The 17,688-nt window shown below is 72.0% G+C and carries 12 protein-coding genes and 2 pseudogenes; 10 read left to right on the top strand and 4 right to left on the bottom strand.

The window, feature by feature from the left end; translation table 11 throughout:
- Positions 1-569 precede the first annotated feature (569 nt).
- Positions 570-1,775 carry a DUF6236 family protein gene (locus tag ACFWJ4_RS15210; protein WP_380348521.1) on the top strand — a complete coding sequence of 402 codons (1,206 nt, stop codon included), beginning with the start codon at positions 570-572 and terminating at the stop codon, positions 1,773-1,775.
- Positions 1,763-3,268 (top strand): hypothetical protein, encoded by a 1,506-nt coding sequence (locus ACFWJ4_RS15205; protein ID WP_380543671.1) that lies wholly within the window; start codon positions 1,763-1,765, stop codon positions 3,266-3,268. The genes ACFWJ4_RS15210 and ACFWJ4_RS15205 overlap by 13 nt, the downstream gene beginning before the upstream one ends.
- A 5-nt stretch (positions 3,269-3,273) precedes the next feature.
- Here the strand turns inward: ACFWJ4_RS15205 and ACFWJ4_RS15200 are convergent, their stop codons facing one another.
- Positions 3,274-6,720, bottom strand: a complete 3,447-nt coding sequence (locus tag ACFWJ4_RS15200; RefSeq protein ID WP_380543669.1) for a protein kinase — start codon at positions 6,718-6,720, stop codon at positions 3,274-3,276.
- Between the two features lie 217 nt (positions 6,721-6,937).
- On the opposite strand from ACFWJ4_RS15200, the gene ACFWJ4_RS15195 reads away from it, so the two are divergent.
- Complete coding sequence (locus ACFWJ4_RS15195; RefSeq protein ID WP_380543666.1) at positions 6,938-7,261, top strand: hypothetical protein; 324 nt, start codon at positions 6,938-6,940, stop codon at positions 7,259-7,261.
- Positions 7,262-7,542: 281 nt separating this feature from the next.
- A complete protein-coding gene (locus ACFWJ4_RS15190) occupies positions 7,543-7,845 on the top strand; it encodes a transposase (RefSeq protein WP_380543663.1) in 303 nt (100 codons plus the stop codon).
- Between the two features lie 22 nt (positions 7,846-7,867).
- Here the strand turns inward: ACFWJ4_RS15190 and ACFWJ4_RS15185 are convergent, their stop codons facing one another.
- A complete protein-coding gene (locus ACFWJ4_RS15185) occupies positions 7,868-8,503 on the bottom strand; it encodes a TetR/AcrR family transcriptional regulator (RefSeq protein WP_380543660.1) in 636 nt (211 codons plus the stop codon).
- Positions 8,504-8,579: 76 nt separating this feature from the next.
- Here ACFWJ4_RS15185 and ACFWJ4_RS15180 point away from each other — a divergent pair, with 76 nt between their 5' ends.
- From ACFWJ4_RS15180 to ACFWJ4_RS15170, 3 genes and pseudogenes are all read left to right on the top strand, one after another.
- Complete coding sequence (locus ACFWJ4_RS15180) at positions 8,580-9,917, top strand: alpha/beta hydrolase (protein WP_380543657.1); 1,338 nt, start codon at positions 8,580-8,582, stop codon at positions 9,915-9,917.
- A gap of 218 nt (positions 9,918-10,135) precedes the next feature.
- Positions 10,136-11,139, top strand: a pseudogene (locus tag ACFWJ4_RS15175) (IS5 family transposase).
- Positions 11,140-11,334: 195 nt separating this feature from the next.
- Positions 11,335-11,745 (top strand): VOC family protein, encoded by a 411-nt coding sequence (locus ACFWJ4_RS15170; RefSeq protein WP_380348527.1) that lies wholly within the window; start codon positions 11,335-11,337, stop codon positions 11,743-11,745.
- A gap of 228 nt (positions 11,746-11,973) precedes the next feature.
- Here ACFWJ4_RS15170 and ACFWJ4_RS15165 read toward each other — a convergent pair.
- Together ACFWJ4_RS15165 and ACFWJ4_RS15160 are read right to left on the bottom strand one after the other, a co-directional pair.
- Positions 11,974-12,237 (bottom strand): annotated as a pseudogene (locus ACFWJ4_RS15165) (helix-turn-helix domain-containing protein); the annotation flags it as partial.
- Positions 12,238-12,296: 59 nt separating this feature from the next.
- Positions 12,297-13,334: a medium chain dehydrogenase/reductase family protein gene (locus tag ACFWJ4_RS15160; protein WP_380543654.1), complete on the bottom strand. Its 1,038-nt coding sequence runs from the start codon at positions 13,332-13,334 to the stop codon at positions 12,297-12,299.
- A gap of 107 nt (positions 13,335-13,441) precedes the next feature.
- Here ACFWJ4_RS15160 and ACFWJ4_RS15155 point away from each other — a divergent pair, with 107 nt between their 5' ends.
- The 3 genes from ACFWJ4_RS15155 (at position 13,442) to ACFWJ4_RS15145 (ending at position 17,248) form a co-directional block, all read left to right on the top strand.
- Positions 13,442-14,095 carry a TetR/AcrR family transcriptional regulator gene (locus ACFWJ4_RS15155; RefSeq protein WP_359896817.1) on the top strand — a complete coding sequence of 218 codons (654 nt, stop codon included), beginning with the start codon at positions 13,442-13,444 and terminating at the stop codon, positions 14,093-14,095.
- A gap of 291 nt (positions 14,096-14,386) precedes the next feature.
- Entirely contained in the window at positions 14,387-15,604 is a 1,218-nt protein-coding gene (locus ACFWJ4_RS15150; protein ID WP_380543651.1) for a serpin family protein, read from the top strand.
- 381 nt (positions 15,605-15,985) lie between these two features.
- Entirely contained in the window at positions 15,986-17,248 is a 1,263-nt protein-coding gene (locus tag ACFWJ4_RS15145) for a hypothetical protein (protein WP_380543648.1), read from the top strand.
- The last annotated feature ends 440 nt before the right edge of the window (positions 17,249-17,688 follow it).

Below are 17,688 nucleotides of genomic sequence, written 5' to 3'. Positions count from 1 at the left end.
CGGTCGAGCCGCTCGGCGCACCCCGCCCGAAGGCAGCGCCGTACGGCACGAACTGGCGGTACGTCGGACGCATCAGGGCAGGCCCTTCGGCGTACGTCCGGCGCACCACCCGCCCGCATCCGATCGCGGCGCGGACGCAGTACCGGAACGCGTCGAGGAATCCGTCGAGGCCGGCGGTGACGTCCCCGTGTACGGGCAGGCCATGACGGCCGTCCGTGTCCCGAGGCCGGTCGGGCATCCGCGTCCGGGCCGCCGGGCGATCCGCGGGGAACGGCCCGGCGATGCAACGGTATCGCCCCGAAACCAAGGGAGTTGGGACACACTCGGGGTGTGACAGCTGCCATCATCACGGGACGGGTCCCTTACGCGCTCGGACTCCACCCGCTCATGCCGGAACCGACACCGGAGTCACTGCGGAGGACCGTGGTACCGCGGAACCGGTCCGCGGGCGAAGGGCCACTCGACCTGGGAACCTCGATGACCGGCGAGGGCCGCCTCGACGGCGAACCGCGAGTCCGCGTCCGGGCGGCTGCGATCCTCACCGACGCGCGGCGCGGAGGGAATGCCTGATGGACCGGTTCGCCCTCTACTACCCGCACATCCACGTCCGCGACGACGACTGGCTCAAGTACGCAGCCCTGTACTGGCCCAAGATGGCCCGGATCCGGCCGCCGGGCTACCCGCTCCAGGATTCGCCCGCGGCCCGGGAACTCCACGCCGCGCGCTGGCTGCTCGATGTCGAACCGCCCGCCTGGGCCGCCCGCGAAGTCGCCGAGCCGTTCCTGGAACTGCTCCACGAACACGGTGCCGCCCTCCGGGAGCGCTTCGGCCTCGACCGGATCGAGACCTGGGGCCTACCGGTCGCCGAGGCCGGATTCGGCAACGCCGGCGGGTTCTCGGCGGGCCGGGAGGAGGTCGACGAGGGCGACCCGACCTGGCTCAACCCGCGTTTCGGCTACGTCCACGCCAGCCGCATCAGCGGGCACCTCCTCGACTCGGCCGTCGACCAGGGGCTCGCGCTCGCCCGCCCGGGCCGCGGCGGGATCTGGGTGGCGATGCACCCCGAGCTGGCCACCGTCCACATGCTCGCGCTGGCCGAGCAGATCGCCGCCGAGAACCGCCTGCACCCGATCACCGACCGGACGCTGCCGCACGCCGCCATGTCCGGCTGGACCTTCGAGCGGCTGGCAGCAGTGCTCCTCGGCGACCTCCCGGCCGACAGCTCCGCGGCGCGGCCGGCATCCGAGGAGGCGTTCGTGTTCCTGGCGTTCGCGACGGTGGTCCCCGCGGATCTGCGGGCCGTCCCGATCGAGAAGATCCTTGAGATCCGCGCCGAATTCGGGGCAGAACTGGACGGGTTCCGGGAGTTCACGGCCGAGCAGGTCGGGCTGCTCGGCGCCGTCGAGGACGTGCGGGACGCGGGGCTCTACCAGGAGTACCTGCACACCGAGGTCGACCGCGAGGTCCGCGCGCGGCTCGACGACCTGGACGACCGCATGCGCAGCGCCGGCCTCGAAACCGCCCGGGCCCTGGCCAATGTCAAGTCGGTCGCCCTCCCGCCGCTGGCCGCGGCCGCGGCGGAAGCGGTCGGCGTCACCCCGGCGCTGACCGTCCCCGCCGTGGTCGCCGGCTGCATCGTCGGCGCGCCCCTCCAGTGGCGCCGCAAACGCCGCGAGATCGTGCAGGAGTCGCCCGTCGGCTACCTGTTCCAGCTCAAGCGGGCCCTCGGCCCCGACACACTGATCAGTAGGCTGCGAAGGGCATGGCCGCTGTGACGGGCGACGGCGGCTCCTTCTCGGAGGCCTTTCACGAAGCGTTCCCGGGGCCCGGCACCGACTCCCGCCATGTGCTCGTCCCCGAGCCCGCCGCGGATCCGGCGGTCCTCGCCCTCGCGGACCGGCAGACCCGGCGTCTCGCCGAGTCCCTCCTTGCCGAGGCTCCGTCCGGCTGCCGGCGGATCACCGCGGTGTTCGCCCTGACGCTGCGCCGCGAGGCCTCGCACGTCCTCCATGCGACCGATCGGGCCTCCACCGACGCCGCGCCGGGCCCCGACACGCTCCGGCTGGCCCGCGAGCTGCGCCGGACCACCGCCCGGCTGCCGCGCGGGCCCTGGTGGCGGATGACGCTCGACCTGCACGTCGACGGCGGCGTCGAGGTGGACTTCGACTACGGCGACGAGCCGTTCCCCGACGATCACCTGTTCGCCCCCGAGGACTACCGGGTCGACCTCGAAGCCTTCGACTGGTCCGCGGAGAAGCTCCCCACCTGGTTGTCCGCGTTCGTCGGCCACGGCGGCAGACAGCTGCGCAGCCCGCGGAAGGCCGCCCTGCCGGCCGACTCGCACGGCGCGCGGTCCGCACGGGGTGTCCCGCCGGACGAGATGCCCGGCCTCACCGAGATCTGGGCGCGCTGGGCCGTCCTGTCGGCGGCGTTCGTCGCGGCCGGTTCCGAACGGGGGCCGCGGATGCGGCCTTCCCATGCGTGGTTCGAGAGCTCGACACGCGGCGGTTCGACACTGTGGATGCTCGCGGGCGGCCGCGCCGTCCTGTCCGGCGGCGTCTGGGACGCGCCCGGCCTGGCCGATGCCTATCGCGGCGACGCGCCGCACCCCGAGCTGTTCGCGGGGGCGCCGGAATGGGTGGCCGATCCACTGCTCGACGAACGGGCCGAGTCCGGTCTGCTGTCCTTCTGCTACTGGTGGGAGAGCGGGCGCTGGCTGCGGGGCGAATCGCCGGTGATGGAGGAACTCGCGACGGCGGTTCCCGGGGTCTGGACCGGCGGAACGGTCGCCGGCATCGTGTCGAAGCTGGCCCGGCGCGTCGCGCGGGACACCGAGTCGGCCGTGCTGCGCCTGGTCACAGCCGCCGAAGGGGAGTTCGCCGAGCGCGGCATGCTGGCCGAGGTCTTCGGGGACGGCGAGGGCGTCGACCTCGACGGTGCCTACCACCAGCTGGTGATGGCGGGCGTCGTGCGTCGCACCGACCTGCCGCAGCTGCCCCGCCACCAGGCGATCGCGATCGTGGGCCGCCACATGCTCGCCCACGGACTGGACGGCCCCGACTACCGGGTCGCGGACCTCGTGGCCGACCGGGTGGACTGCGGATGGCAGGTCTACGCGCCGGTCGCCGTCGGCGAGGTCAGGTTCGGACGCGGGCTCTTCTTCGTCGCCGACGACGCGGTCCTGGAGGTCACGGACACCCAGCGCTCGTACCCGCACCAATACGCGGTGGAGTTCGCGCGCCGGTACCGCGAGCGCTGGGGGCTGTGAGCGGGTCAGGCCCGCGGTTCCGCCAGCTCCCAGTCGAGCGTCCACAGGCGTACCCGTCCGTCGCTTCCTCCCGAGACCGCGTACGCGCCGTCGGCCGTCAGAGCGAGCCGGCCCAGTTGCCCGGGCTGGGCCTCCACCGTCCGCGAGCAGGTGCCGGTCGCCAGGTCCCACAGCCGCATCTCTTCGCCGTCATGGGTCGAGACCAGAAAGCGACCGTCGGGGGTGAAGCGCATCTTCCGCGCGTTGCCGCGCTGCCCTTCGAGCACCGCGGTGCAGGAGCCGGTGGCGGTGTCCCACACGCGGACCGACAGGTCGTCGTAGCCGCCGGCGGAGGCCACCAGGCTTCCGTCGGCGCTCATCGTCACGGCCATGACCCAATGCGTGTGACCGCGCAGCACGGCACGGCAGCGGCCGGTCCCGAGGTCCCACAGGCGGACCGTCCCGTCGCTCGCGCCCGTGGCGGCGGTCCGGTCGCCCGGGCCGATCCACACGGCCCTGGGCATTCCCGTGTGGCCCTCGAGCTTGCGCAGGAGGGTGCCGGTCTCCAGGTCCCAGAGCCGGAACCGCCGGTCGTTTCCGTCGCCGCCGATGAGCGCGCGGCGCCCGTCGGCGGTGAACCGGGCCGCGTCGGGACTCATGGCCACGGGAATCATCCACCTGAGCGACTCGGGCATGGCATCCGTGCCGATGAGCCGGTCGTCGGACATCGAGTACCGTTGCGCGCCGCTGCCGGTCGACCAGGCCTTGGCCGATCCGCTGCGGCCCCAGGCCATGACGGTGCCGCCGTCGGCGCTGAGCTGCACCGCGTCGATGCCGACGAAGAAGCCGCGCTCGCGTTCCTCGTGGACGGTGATGGTCCGCAGGAGCGCGCCGGTGCCCGGGTCCCAGAGCCGGATCTCGGCGCCATCGCTGGTGGCCATGACGTCCCCGCCCGCGCTGATGTCGAGCGAACCGACGCCCGACCGGTGCGCCGCGAAACTGCGGGCGGGCCAGACCGCACGGACGCCAGTGTGGACCAGTGACCGGCTGAGGGCGCGCCAGGCGGCCATCACGTCGGGAGCGCGCTCGTACCCGGGGACGGCGCGGGCCTCCCGGAGCGTGTCGAGCGCGGCGGCGCGGTCGCCCGCCGCCTCCCGGGCCGCCGCGGTCCCGACCAGTGCCTTCACCTTCTCCTCCAACAGGTTCAGCACGCCGTGCCTGCGGGGCCGGCTCACCTGGAACGGCGCGGCGGGAGAGCTGGGCATCCGCCACAGCCGCACGGTGTTGTCGAGCGACGCGGACAGCGCGAACCGGTCGCCGGCACCCCAGCGGACATGGCCCGCCTCGCCTCGGTGGCCCCGGAACGTCCGCAGGCACCTGCCGGTCCCCAGGTCCCACAGGCGGACCGCACCGTCGCGGGCACCGACCAGGAGCTTCGCGGCGTCGGCGCTGAGCGCGAGCGACGTGACGGGGCCCCGCAGGGTCCGGACCCGACGCCCGGTCCGCAGGTCCCAGATGCCGACGGCATCCTGGTTGTCGGCGACCGCCGCGACGCCGTTGCCGGTGTCGAAGCACAGAGCGGGCTGGTTCACCCCCTTCCCGGCCAGCACCCGCGCGCATTCCCCGGTGCGCAGGTCCCAGAGGCGGGCGATGCAGTCCTCGTATCCGGCCACCAGGACCCAGCGTCCGTCAGGACTGAGCTCGGCTTCCGGGAACTGCGCCAGCGGGCCGTGCAGCCGCCAGCGGACCCGGCGCCGGCGCAGGTCCCACACGACGACGTCGACGCCGTACACATCGCCCTTCCAGACCGGTTCCGTGGCGACGGCGATGCCCTCCCGCGCACTGACCGCCGCCCATTTGAAGGCCCTCGCCGCCCTGATGGCCCGCAGGCACCTGCCGTCGGACAGGTCCCAGATGCGCATGACCGCGTCGTACTCGACCGAGGCGCAGTACCGGCCGTCGGGAGTGATCCGGACCGACCGGACCTTGGCCCCGTGGCCGCGAAGCGTGCGAAGGCACCGGCCCGTGCGCACGTCCCACACACGGACGTGTTCGTCGCCACCACCGGTCACGGCGGTCCTCCCGTCCGCGGACACGTCGATGTGGAGCAGCCGGGCGGGTTTCCCGTCGGCGGTCGGGTTCCAGCGGATCTCCTTGATCCCGATGCAGTCCGCGTCCGGCACGGTTCCGGAGCCGAGCGTGTCCAGCGCCTCGCCCACGTCCCGCACCCCGGGCTGCTCGCGGTCGATGCGCTCGAGGAGCGGCCGGGCCGTGGCGAGGTCGCCCCGTTCGAGGTGGACGAGCCCGAGCGCGTGCCGCGCGGGACAGGCGTCGTCGGCGTCGGTGCGGACGGCGTCGAGGTCGGCGACCAGTTCCTCGTCGGTGATCTCGCCACGGCGCCAGCGCCACAGTCCCGAGTTCAGGGTCGCCTCGGCGTGCTGCGGGTCGGCCGTCAGCGCCGCGGTGAACGAGGCGGCGGCCTCCTCGTCGCGGTCGAGGTCGAGCAGGGAGAGCGCCCGGTTGTTGAGCTCGTCGGCGCGCAGGTCGGCGGCCTTCGGCTCCAGGCGCCGGTACCGCTCCCCGGTGATCCGCAGGTGGATCGCCGCCAGTTCCCCGGCGACCACCGCCATCGACCCCGGCCGCCTCTCGGGGGCCGGGTCGAGGCAGCGCTCCAGCAGGTCGGCCAGGTCCGACGGCAGCGGAGGCAGGCCAGGCCCGTACGACTCGATCCCGTGGCGCTCCCTGATCGTGTCGTTCGCGAACGGCCCCCGGCCCCAGCGCGGCCCACCGGTGAACATCTCGAGAACCGTGACACCGAGGCTGAAGACGTCCGTCCGCCTCCCGACCGGCCGGTTCGAAAGCTGTTCCGGCGAGGCGTACGCCGGTGTCCGCCCGCCCGCCGAGACCGGAACGCTGACACCGTGCGGAAGGTCTCCGCCGGCCTCGGCGACGATCGGCCGGATGCGGGCCAGGCCGAAGTCGGTGACCTTGGCGACGATGTCGCCGCCCTGCACGTCGAGCAGCACGTTGGCGGGCTTGACGTCCCGGTGCACCAGGCCCTCGGCGTGCGCATGGCCCACGCCCCAGGCCATCTGGATCGCCAGGTCCAGAATGCGTGCCACGGCCGCCTCCGGGCCGCCCTCGTACAGGCGGCGGTCGGCGATCCAGTCGTGCAGACTGCCGTCGCCGACGTACTCGGCGAAGACGCAAGGGACGCCGTCGACCACGCGCACGTAGTGGCACCCGCAGATGTTCGGGTGCAGCCCGAGCGCGACCCACGCCTCGGCCTCGGTGACGAACCGCTCGCGCTGCTCATCGGTCGCGAACACGTCCGGCTTCGGCGTCTTGACCGCCAGGTCGATTCCCCACTGCCGGTGCAGAACCCGCAGCACCCGCCCCATCCCGCCCTCGCCCGCGACCCCCTTGACCTCGTAGCGGTCGTCGAGAACCTGCTCGATTGCCCTGTCGCCCACGTACGACACGCCCTTTCGCCGGACCGGCTGCGACTTCCCGCTCATTAGAAACCGGGCCATCCGGGTCTGTACGGCCAACCGCGGATATCCGAGCGGGAAGTGACGCCCGATGACAGGTGTGATCGCCCGGCCGCCCCGGCCGCCCCGGCCGCCCCGGCCGCCCCGGCCGCCCCGGCCGCCCCGGCCGGCCGGCGGGCGGGGAGTGCCGCCGGGCCGAGTGACCGATCACTCCGTGATCGCCGGGACGCCCGACCGGCAGGTGGGGCGGCTGTGCTTCGGCGGCAGCGAGCCGCTCCACGTGTTCGCGGACGGAAACAGCTTCTCCGCGGGCGAGGAACTCGCCTGCGAACGGCCCCGGCCGGAGCGGCGCGGACGCGGCCCCGGCTCGGCGCGGTCCGGTTCCCGCGGCGCGCAGCCGGTCGAGGGTGCGCTCCAGGCTGCTCTGGGCCGCCGCGACGGCGGCGTCCGGGTCGCCCGCGGCGATCGCCTCGACGAAGGTGTGGTGCGCGCGGTCGATGGTCTCCGTTCGACCGCTCGGTGATGATGGAGATCCTCTTCAACGAGGAGCCGGTCAGGTACGGCGGCACGTGGACGGCCGCGGTGCGGCCGCCGGCGCCGCCATCGGGTCCCACCGGGACAACCGCCAACGGCGCCGGGCGGGCCGGGAGACGACTGGGCCGGACATGGGTGGAGCTCCGATCCTGCTTTCCGGGGAGGGAAGGTCGGACCTTTCGCCGGCCCCGGGCTAGGGCGCGTATTCGGTTGTGACCAATTTGCGGGTTTCGTCCTCGCGGTTGCGCCTGATCCGGTAGACCGTGGTACGTGACCCGCGTGCAATTGACGGACAGCGAGTGGGAGTTCATCGAGCCGCACCTGCCGATCGGCGCGTACGGCCCCTACCCCGAACGGCTGCGCCAGCAGTTCGAGGGCGTGATCTGGCACTTCAAGACCGGCAGCCAGTGGCGCGAGATGCCCGGGGAGTTCGGTGCCTGGTCAACCGTCCACAACCGCTTCCGGCAGTTCGGCGAGTTCGGCGAGGGCGGCCGCTCCCGCCGCGTCGACGAGACCATCCTCCTCCTCGAAGGCCCCGAAGAGCACCGCGCCATCGGCAGTGCCACGTCCTGACCCGAGCCGCGGCCGGGCGCGTCTACGCCTCCGGCCGGACGACGCCGCCGAGTTCGGCCCGGCGAAGCCTGCGGGCCGACGCGGGGGTCGCCCAGCCCCGCAGGGTGGCGTTGATCGTCGCGCGGAACGCGGCCTGGGCCGTGGGGGTGTCGAGAGCCCCGGCCAGTTCGAGGGCCACGAGCCCGTGCAGGGCCACCCAGAGGGAGAGGGCGACGGCCGTCGCCCCGCCGTCGAGGACGGACTCGACGACGCCCCGGTCGATCGCCTCGACGAGCGGCCCGATGGGGTCGCCCGTACCGACCGTTCCTGACGGCTCGAAGGACTGCACCCCGCCGAACAGCACCGTGTACAGCTGCGGGTGTTCGCGCCCCCAGTCCCGGTACGCGCCGGTCAGCGCGTAGATGTCGGCGAGGACGTCCTCGGTGGCCGGCACCGCCGTCACGGCCGCGAACAGGCCGGCGACGGCTTCGTCGCGTACGGCCGCGATCAGCCCGTCCTTGTTGCCGAACAGGGAGTACACCGCCGCCGTGGACGTTCCGGCGGCCGTGGCCACGGCCCGGATGGTGAGCGTCTCGCGCGGGCGGGTGGCGAGCCACTCGGTCGCGCACGCCACGAGCCGCTCTTTGACGGTCTCGTCGTTCATTCTCGGCCTACCCATGACGAGGAGCCTAACGGTTCTGATAACGTCGTTTTGAAACAACGTTTGGAAATCCTGGGGGTCCCCTTTGCCCGCCATGCCCGCGTTCGCCGTCCGCCTTGCCCGCCTTGGGGGTTGGTTACTTCTCGCCCTGGCCGCCGTCGTGGCGTCGGCCGTGCTCTTCCTCGGTCTGATCGCCCTCACGGACGGGGCAGGCTCGGGGCTCGCGGCCTTCGTGCCGACCCTCGCGGTCGGGGTCGCCGTCGCCCTGTGGCGCAGCCAGCGCCGCACCCGGGCGGCGAGGCTCCTGCCGTTCCTACCGGTGCTCGCCGCAGCAGCCCTGACCGCGTCCGTCTGCGTCCCGGCCTCGCCCACGGCCCGGCAGTACCCGCCGGACCTTCCGTTCGTCACCACCGAGCACTGGAACCTGGCCACGGGCAGCCGTGTCGCCGTCTATCACTACCCGCCCGCCGCGGCGGCCGGCGCCAGGCACCCCGTACCGCTCGTCTACATCAACGGCGGCCCGGTGCGCGGAATTTCGCTGCTCGATCACGGGTTCCTGCAACGGCTGGCGCGGCAGGGCTACGACGTCTACACCTACGAGCAGGCCGGCGGAGGCCGCAGTGACCTGCTACCCATGGACCAGTACTCGGTCACCAGGTCCGTCCGCGACCTCGGCGCCTTCCTCGACCGCCTGGGCCGGGGCGAGGCCGACGTCCTCGGCTTCTCGTCGGGTGGGGTCGCGCTCACCCGGGCCCTCGCCGACCCCGAGGTCTCCGCGCGCATGCACCGGGCGATCATCGCCGAACCTGGCCCGATGGACGGCCCGACCGCACGGATCGCCGGGCAGAAGGGACGGCCGTCCGCGCGCGATCTCGCACCGGCGATGAGCGGGCCGCGATCCACCAACACCCCCCGCTACGCGGCGGCGTTCGGCCTGATGCGCCTCGGGCTCCTCAGTCCCGAAACCGGGCTGGTCGGACAGGCCGAGGGTGAGAACGCCTTCACCGCCGCCGACCTCGGCACCGACACCGCCTCCGCCTACTGTGCGAGCGACGCGCACCGCATCCCCGTCGAGAACAGCGCCGAGAACTTCGCCTTCAACCCTGCCGCAAGCCTGAAAGTCGAGGAGACGGTCAAGGACTCGCCCTCTCTCGTGCCGCAGCTGAAACTCTCCCGGGTCCCCGCGATGCTGATGATCGCCGAGTGCTCCTCGCAGGTCCGCCAGTGGGAGACCGCCGTGCTCGACGCCGACCCGGCGATCCAGCGTACCCAGTACATGCCGGGGGTCGGGCACCACCTGTGGAACGGGCTCGACGGCAACGACGAGCGGGCGGCGGCCGTCATCACCGCGTTCCTCCAGGACGCGCCGGCGCCGCTACCGAACTACCCGACGCGGGAGGAGATCCCTGCCTTCCTGCGCGACCACAAGTGAGGTCTTACTCGGCGCCGCCGAAGGCGAGGACCGGCCTCCGGCTGATGTCGGAGGCCGGGCGGCTTGTGGCTCCATGGCGTGCATTTGGTCGTGATCAAGCGGCTCCGGTGAGGTCCTTGATCCAGATCATCGCGCCACGAAGATGGAGGCCGGCGAGGTCGTGATCAATCTGTGGGATTCGCCCTCGTGGTCGCGCCTGATCCGGTAGACCGTGTTGCGTGACGCGAGTGCAACTGACTGACACCGAGTGGGAGTTCATCGGGCCGTACCTGCCGATTGGCGAGTACGGCCCGTACCCCGAGCGGCTGCGCCAGCAGTTCGAGGGCGTGATCTGGAGGTTTCGGACGGGCGGCCAGTGGAGGGAGGTGCCTCAGGAGTTCGGGGCCTGGTCGACGGTCCACAACCGCTTCCGGCAGTGGAGGGACGCCGGGGTCTTCGAGGCCCTGCTGGAGGGCGCGATCGCGGAGGCCGCGAAGCGAGGTGAGGTGGACCTGTCGCTGGTCAGCGTGGATTCCACCACCGTCCGAGCTCACCACGACGCCGCCGGGATGCGCCTCGACCCGAACACGCTGGCCGACCTGGAGAAGGCGGCCGAGGAGGCGGAGAAGGCCCGGCAAAAGGGGGAGGCCCGAAGGAACAAGACGGGCAGGACACCGCAGACGACCCGGAACGGGACGAGCGGCGACGCGTCCGACGCCGACGCAAGCTCCGCCTGAAGGCCGCCCTGCTCGGACGGTCCAGGGGCGGGCAGACCAGCAAGGTCCACGTCGCCGGCGAGCGCAGGTGCCGCCCGCTGGCCATCGTCCTGACCGAGGGGCAGGCCGCCGACAGCCCGCAGTTCATCCCCGTGCTGAAGAAGGTGCGGGTGCGCGGGCCGGTCGGCCGTCCCCGCACCCGGCCCGACGCGATGGCCGGCGACAAGGCCTACTCCTCCCGCGGCAACCGCTCCCACCTGCGCAATCGCGGTATCAAGGCGGTCATCCCGGAGAAGCGGGACCAGGCCGCCAATCGAAAGAAGAAGGGCAGCAGGGGTGGTCGGCCAGTCGGCCACGACGTCGAGCTCTACAAGGAGCGGAACACCGTCGAGCGCCTGATCAACAGGCTGAAGGCCTGGCGGGGCATCGCCACCCGGCTTGACAAGAAGCCCGAGAGCTACCTCGCTGGCCTCCACCTCCGCGCCTCGATGATCTGGATCAAGGACCTCGCCAAGACCATTCCTTGATCACGACCAAATATGCTCCCTAAGCGGCTCCGCCGAAGTCCGCTGCTGATCCGCACCTGCGGTACAAACCTGGCCGCCCCTGGTGAACGGGGTCTGGGGGGCGAAGCCCCCCAGGAACTCTCTGTTCCCGCGCCTCAGCGGGGCTGCTCAGGGCCTGTTGCGAAGTGGGGTGTGAGCTTGTGGCAAGATCACGGGATGCTGCGACTCACCGATTTCATTATCGACTGCCCGGACACGATGAAGCTGGCGGCTTTCTACTCCGAGGTGACGGGCCGTCCGATCAAGGAAGGCAGCTCCGAGGACTGGGCCGGCATCCAGTTCGGCGAGATCGAGCTGGCATTCATCCGGGTGGACGACTACCGCGCTCCGCAGTGGCCCGACAGCGAGCACCCCAAGCAGTTCCACCTCGACTTCGAGGTGGACGAGATCGAGTCCGAGCAGCGCCGCGTCCTCGACCTCGGCGCGACGCTGAGGCAGGACTTCATCGGCCCCGACGGCTACGGCTGGCAGGTCTACACCGACCCGATCGGCCACCCCTTCTGCCTGTGCCGCAACAAGGGCGTCATCTGGACCGACCAGGGCCCGATCTGGCCCAAGCACGACTGACGCGGCTTTGGTGGAGTTGGCTGCTGATCCTTTGATGCGTGTCCGTTGACGGTTCAGGGCTCGGTCGACTGCGGTGCCGACCGCTTCAGCGGTGGTGTGGACACGCTCGGGGTAGTCCTCGTACTTCGCCGAGCGCCACACCCGCTCGATGTCGTTCGGCTCGGGGCTGCGAGGCGGGAGGTGGAAGAGTTCGACGCCGATGGCGGCCAGTTCCTCGCGGTCCTCGCGGGTGCTCGAGGCGGGGCGGCCCGGGCGCGGGGCATCCGCCACTGCGTCGAACCCGCCGGCCGCGAAGCGGTGGACCGCACCCCGGACGGTGACGTCTTTGCATTCGAGCAGGTCAGCAACCTCGGGCACGGTCAGGCCCCGCCCCATCAGCCGTATGCACTCCAGTCGCAGTCCGGCACCCGGTGCGAGATCACGTGCCCGCAGACGCTCACGCACCTCGCGTTCCTGATCAGACGTCAACTCCACACGCAAGATCTTCGGCATGGGCAGCCCCTCCCTGCCCTACCTCATGCCCGAACCGCAGCCCACATCACCGAGACCGCTTAGCGGACGATGACGACCTTGCCCGCGACGGTGCGCGACTCGGCCAGGGCAAGCGCGGCCGCGGCCTCGTCGAGGGGGAACTCCGCGGCGACCTGGGCGGTGAGCGTGCCGTCGGCGAGCAGGGCCAGCACCTGGGTGAGGTCCTCGCGCAGCCGGGCCCGGAAGGCCGCGGGGCGGCGCCTGCCCGCCCACAGGTTGTAGAAGTGCGCGGAGCGCCCGTTGGGGAGCAGGTTCCACAACGCCAACCGGGCGAACAGGTTCAGCACCGGGAGCCGCGAGTCGCCGGCCTCGTCCTTGGTGGCGGCGGTGCCGTAGGACACCAGGACCCCTCCGCGGCGCAGCAGTTGCCAGGACCGCGCCAGTCCGGCGCCGCCGACATGGTCGAACACCGCGTCGACGCCGTCGGGTGCGAGTTCCCGGATGCGCTGGTACGCGTCCGGGTCGCGGTAGTCGACCGGGGTCGCACCGAGGGCGCGGACGGTGTCGTGGTGGCGCGCGGAGGCCGTGCCGATCACCGTGATCCCGGCGTGCCGGGCCAGTTGGACGAGGGTCGAGCCGACGCCGCCGTTGGCGCCGAGCACGACGATCGTCGCGCCCCGGGCCACCTTCGCCGTCCGGTGCAGCATCTGCCAGGCCGTCACGCCGTTGACGACCACGGTCTCGGCGTCGGCGGCCGTCACGCCGTCCGGCACGGGGACGGCGTCCGCGGCGTCGATCAGCAGGTGGCTGGCCCAGGCGCCGGTCTTGGTGACGGCGGCGAAGCGGCGCCCGGTCATCGCCGGTTCGACGCCGGGGCCGGTCGCGACCACCGTGCCGACCACGTCGTAGCCGGGCACGAAGGGGAAGGGCGGCTGGTCGTAGTACTTGCCGCGGCGCATCTGCTGCTCGGCGAAGGAGACGCCGGTGGCGTCCATCCGCAGCAGGACCCGGCCGTCGGTCGGCGGCGGGAGGTCGCGGGTGCGCAGCCGGAGGCCGTCCGGCTCGACCTCGCCCGGCAGGACGACCTCGATGGCGCGGGTGATGACGGCGTCGTTCATGGCGTGCTCCGTTCGGCTCAGCGTTGCTTACGGCCGTAACGTTACGCGCGTAAGCTCACGGCACACAAGGGCTGTCGGCCGTAAGTTTTCACCTGTAAGCTCACGGCATGGGAAACGAATCGAGCACACTGTCCGCCCGCCCCCGCAACCGCCGGGGGGAGGGTGCCCGCCTCCGCGAGGACATCGTGGCCGCCGCGGTCGAGCTGCTCGACGAGACCGGTAGCGAGAGCGCCGTCACCCTGCGCTCCGTCGCCCGCCGGGTCGGGATCGCCGCCCCCTCGATCTACCGCCACTTCCCCGACCAGCCGGCCATCATGCTGGCCGTGGTGCAGCAGGCCTTCGACCAGCTGGAAGCACAGCTCCGCGCCGCCGTGGACGCGGCCGGCGAGGACCCCCGGGCACGTCTGCTCGCCTTCTGCCACGCCTACCTGGGCTTCTCCGAGGACCACCCGGAGCGCTACCGCACCATGCTCGGCGGCGTCTGGGTGCCCGTGCTCCAGGACACCGCCGTGACGCAGGAGGACATGGCCGCCCTCGGCATGGCGCCCCTGCACCTGCTCGCCGATGTCCTGGCCGAGTGCGCCGCCGCCGGCCTGGCCGCCACCGACGACCCCTGGGCGGACGCCGTCGCCCTGTGGCTGGGCCTGCACGGGCTGGCCCACCAGCGGGCGGTGACGATCGCCTTCCCCTGGCCCGAGGGAATCGCCGACCGGCTGATCTCCACGCTGGCGCACCTCAAGAGCCAAGGCCCGTCCAAATAATTGATCATGCGGCGGGTCGAGGCGAGTCGACGGGCACGGCACGGGGCCGTTGACGCGGGAGGACTCGCCGCGCCGGCGCTTCAAGCCGCTCGACCTGCTCGCCGGCGGGTGGGTGATCGAGTTCTACGGGCTGCGCCACCGGCCGGGGGCCGGGTCCTGCCGGTTCCCCGTGCACTCGATGCCCGTGTCGTCGACGAGCCCGTCCGAGCCGAGCTCGCGGTTCGTCACCACGAGCGCCCACGTATATCGCTGGCCGCCCCGGACGGGTCGGCCCTACGCTCCCGGGGTCAGGTGTTCCTCGAAGGGGTGGGCATGATTCGTAGTTCCACCGTCCGGGCCGTCAACGCGTTGACCGCGCGCTGGGCCGCCGCTCTGCCGGAACGCGGCACGGCCTTCACCACCGCCGGGGTGTGGCCGCTGCTGGCTCTGCTGGCGGACGGCGCAACCGCCGCCGTCCGTACGGAACTTGCTGATGCCATCGGCATCCCGGCAGACCGGGCTGCGGGCGAGGCGCGGGGGCTGCTGGCCGCGATCGATGCGATGCCCGGCGTGCAAGGGGCGCTCGGCCTGTGGACCCACGAAGCTCTGCCGATCGAGCGGAGCTGGCTCGCCGCGCTCCCCGAGCGCGTCCACGGACAGCTCACCGGCGACGCGGCCTCGGATCAGGCTCGGCTCGACGCCTGGGCGGCGACGTGCACCGACGGACAGATCCCGTCGATGCCGGTGACCGTCGGGAAGGACACCCAACTGGTGCTGGCCAGCGCCCTCACGGTCCGCACCGACTGGATCCGGCCGTTCGAACCCGGCGGCCTGGAGGCGGCGGCCGGCCCCTGGCGGGGCAGGGACATGGCCGGCCTGTTCCGGGTCACCGCACTCCTCGACCGCGTGGGAGTCACCCAGACCCCGACAGGTCCCGTCACCGTGCTCCACGTTCTCGGCGCCCAGGGAGTCGATGTCCACCTGTTCCTGGGGACGGAGGACGCCCAGCCGGGGCAGGTGCTGGCGGCAGCGGTGCGGACCCTCGACAACCGGAGGACAGTACTCCCGGGCGGTCAACTCCCCGACGGCGCTCCGGGCCCCGGGCTGACGGTCGAGCGTGTTCCCAGCCTCGACGGCGAATCGAAGCTGGTGGTGGACACCGTGCCCTTCACCGTCACCGCCCGCCACGATCTGCTCGAGGCCCCTGAGCTGTTCGGCCTCCGAACGGCGACGGACGGAACCCGAGGTCACTTCCCCGGCATCAGCGGCGAGCCGTTGGCGGTCGAGGCCGCCGCACAGACGGTGACTGCCACGTTCGGCGCCCGCGGCTTCCGTTCCGCGAGCGTCACTGCCCTGAGCGTGGCGGGCGCGGGGCTACCGCCGCGGTACCGCTATCGCGCCCGCATGATCAGCGCTCGATTCGACCGGCCGTTCGGCTTCCTCGCCGTCCACCGCACCTCACGGCTCGTCCTGAACGCCGGCTGGATCACCGAACCCGACGCCTTCGAGGAATCGTCCCGGGAATGGTGAGCCCGTGAAGCAACGGACGGCACGAGGCAGCGTCGGACGGTCGGGTGCGGTGTCAAGGACGCCCGCCCGAAGCGGCGCGAGTGCGACGGTGTCGTGGCGGCGAAGGAGCTTGCTCGCCGACCGCTCCTCGGGGTCGTGGTGCCCGCCCGGCAGGTGGCCACCACTGCGCAGCCGTTCCGCGAACGGCGCGGCCGGCGCCTCCGGCCCTGCGCCTGCCCGAACAGCCGCGTGGATCCGACGCCACCACCTCGGACGACCGGCCCCGCGAGGGGCGGACGCAACGCCGGCGGTGCCGCGTCGTGCGGCACCGCCGGGCGGGGCGAGGGGCCTGCGGCAACAGACGGGGCCTCGGGTGGTGCGTGGCGACCGTCCGGACCGGTCATGACGACCGGAGGGGGCTTCTCGCTGGACGACACCGAGGCGGAGCTGCGCGAGAATGAGCCCGACATAGACCAGATCCGTGCTCACCTCAGCGCCGTGACCGCCGTCGCGGCGCTCACCGACTCTGCCGATACGGTGCCGTATCACCTGCTGTTCACATTGCCGCGGGGGTCACGCGGGCGCACCGAGGGGATCAGTATGGCGACGATCACGGTGGACGTGGCAGTTCCCGACGCGCTGCGGCCGGTCGTGGACGTGGCAGCGCTGCCAGCGGCCCTCGGTGACGCGGGGCCGGCGTGGCTGGTGCTGTCCGAGGACGGACGGCTGGCGCGGTGGACGCCGACGACCGGCGAGGTGCAGGACATGGCCCGGTACCGGGAGGAGAGGCTGGCGTCCGAATACGGTGGCGGCGTTCGACTGCGGCTTCATGTGTCTCGATGCGGCCGTTGGGCGGCGGTGGTTCAAGACCGCGGTCGGTACGGCACCGTCGTCGATCTCACCACCGGTTCGCCCGTGTTGAAGTTGGACGGCGGGGAGTACTGCTGTGAAACCGTCCCGTTCGCGTTGGCGTTCGCCGAACACGGTGGCCGGCCGGTCGTCGTCCACCGCACCGACTGGAACCGGTTGGATGTCACCGATCTCGCGTCCGGCGAGGTGCTCACGGCGCGGGACAGCCCGGATGGAGACGAGGAAGATGCGGAGCACGACCTCGATTACTTCCACGGCGCGCTGTCGCTGAGTCCTGACGGGACTCGTGTCTACGACGGCGGTTGGGTGTGGCAGCCGTGGGGGATGCCGGCGGTGTGGAGCCTGACCGCCTGGCTGCACGACAACCCGTATGAGTCCGAGGACGGGCCCACCCATGCGGTGTATCCCGAGGTCTCGGAGTGGAACTGGCCGGTGGTGTGGATCGACGACGGGCGGATCGCGGTGTATGACCGGGACGATTCCGGCAGCGGTACCGTCCACGTCCTCGACCCCACCTCGATCGAACTGCGCTCGCCGGGCGTCCGATGGATCAAGGCGGTCGCGACGTTCCCCTGGCCGGTCGGCGATTTCGGCTTTTTCACCGACGGAGAGCATCTGCTGATCGCCGACGAGGCCGGTCTGCAGGGCGTCGACATCACCAGCGGACAGCAGGTGTTCGCGATCGACGGGTTCCGCCCGGCGCGTCAGGATCGACATACCGGAACGCTGATCCAGGTCGGCAGCGCCAATGCCCGGTTGTGGACGCCGCCGAAGTGGACTGCGCGCGCTGGCTGAGCTGCCATTTCCCATAGGGTGCCGGGCGGGAGAACATCCGCGAGTCCACACTGGAAGGGCTCGACACCGCCTCTCGCAAGGGCAAACACGGCGGCCGAGCGCCGGTCATCACCGACGACATGCCGCACACCGTGCTGCGGCGCCGTGCGAACGGCGAGTGTCGCCGTGGCTTCTCGTTGCCGGAGCGGTGCTACTCGGCGAAGCCGGCGAGTTCGCCGTCGTCCTGGATCTCGAACCGGGGCTTCTCGGTGTTGTGGGTGACGGACCATGGTTCCTCCTCGTACGGCTGCCTCCGATTATGGTTGAACTCTCAACTTTTACCTTCGGTCGACGCACGGAAGAAGCGTGACGGGCCGTCGCCCTTGCTCGGGGTGCGGCGGCGGCCCCTCACGCGCCTGGTTGCGGGTCGGGACAGGTTCAGGTGGTGTGTCATATAAAAA

This window comes from Kitasatospora sp. NPDC127067 (assembly GCF_042724755.1).
GTDB lineage: Bacteria > Actinomycetota > Actinomycetes > Streptomycetales > Streptomycetaceae > Kitasatospora > Kitasatospora lactacystinica.
This window is presented reverse-complemented; position numbering and strand designations above follow the sequence as displayed.

Coding starts and splice junctions, on each gene's coding strand:
- ACFWJ4_RS15210 (WP_380348521.1), top strand. CDS start 570: ATGGACCGGTTCGCCCTCTACTACCCGCACATCCACGTCCGCGACGAC.
- ACFWJ4_RS15205 (WP_380543671.1), top strand. CDS start 1,763: ATGGCCGCTGTGACGGGCGACGGCGGCTCCTTCTCGGAGGCCTTTCAC.
- ACFWJ4_RS15185 (WP_380543660.1), bottom strand. CDS start 8,503: ATGGGTAGGCCGAGAATGAACGACGAGACCGTCAAAGAGCGGCTCGTG.
- ACFWJ4_RS15180 (WP_380543657.1), top strand. CDS start 8,580: ATGCCCGCGTTCGCCGTCCGCCTTGCCCGCCTTGGGGGTTGGTTACTT.
- ACFWJ4_RS15170 (WP_380348527.1), top strand. CDS start 11,335: ATGCTGCGACTCACCGATTTCATTATCGACTGCCCGGACACGATGAAG.
- ACFWJ4_RS15160 (WP_380543654.1), bottom strand. CDS start 13,334: ATGAACGACGCCGTCATCACCCGCGCCATCGAGGTCGTCCTGCCGGGC.
- ACFWJ4_RS15155 (WP_359896817.1), top strand. CDS start 13,442: ATGGGAAACGAATCGAGCACACTGTCCGCCCGCCCCCGCAACCGCCGG.
- ACFWJ4_RS15145 (WP_380543648.1), top strand. CDS start 15,986: ATGACGACCGGAGGGGGCTTCTCGCTGGACGACACCGAGGCGGAGCTG.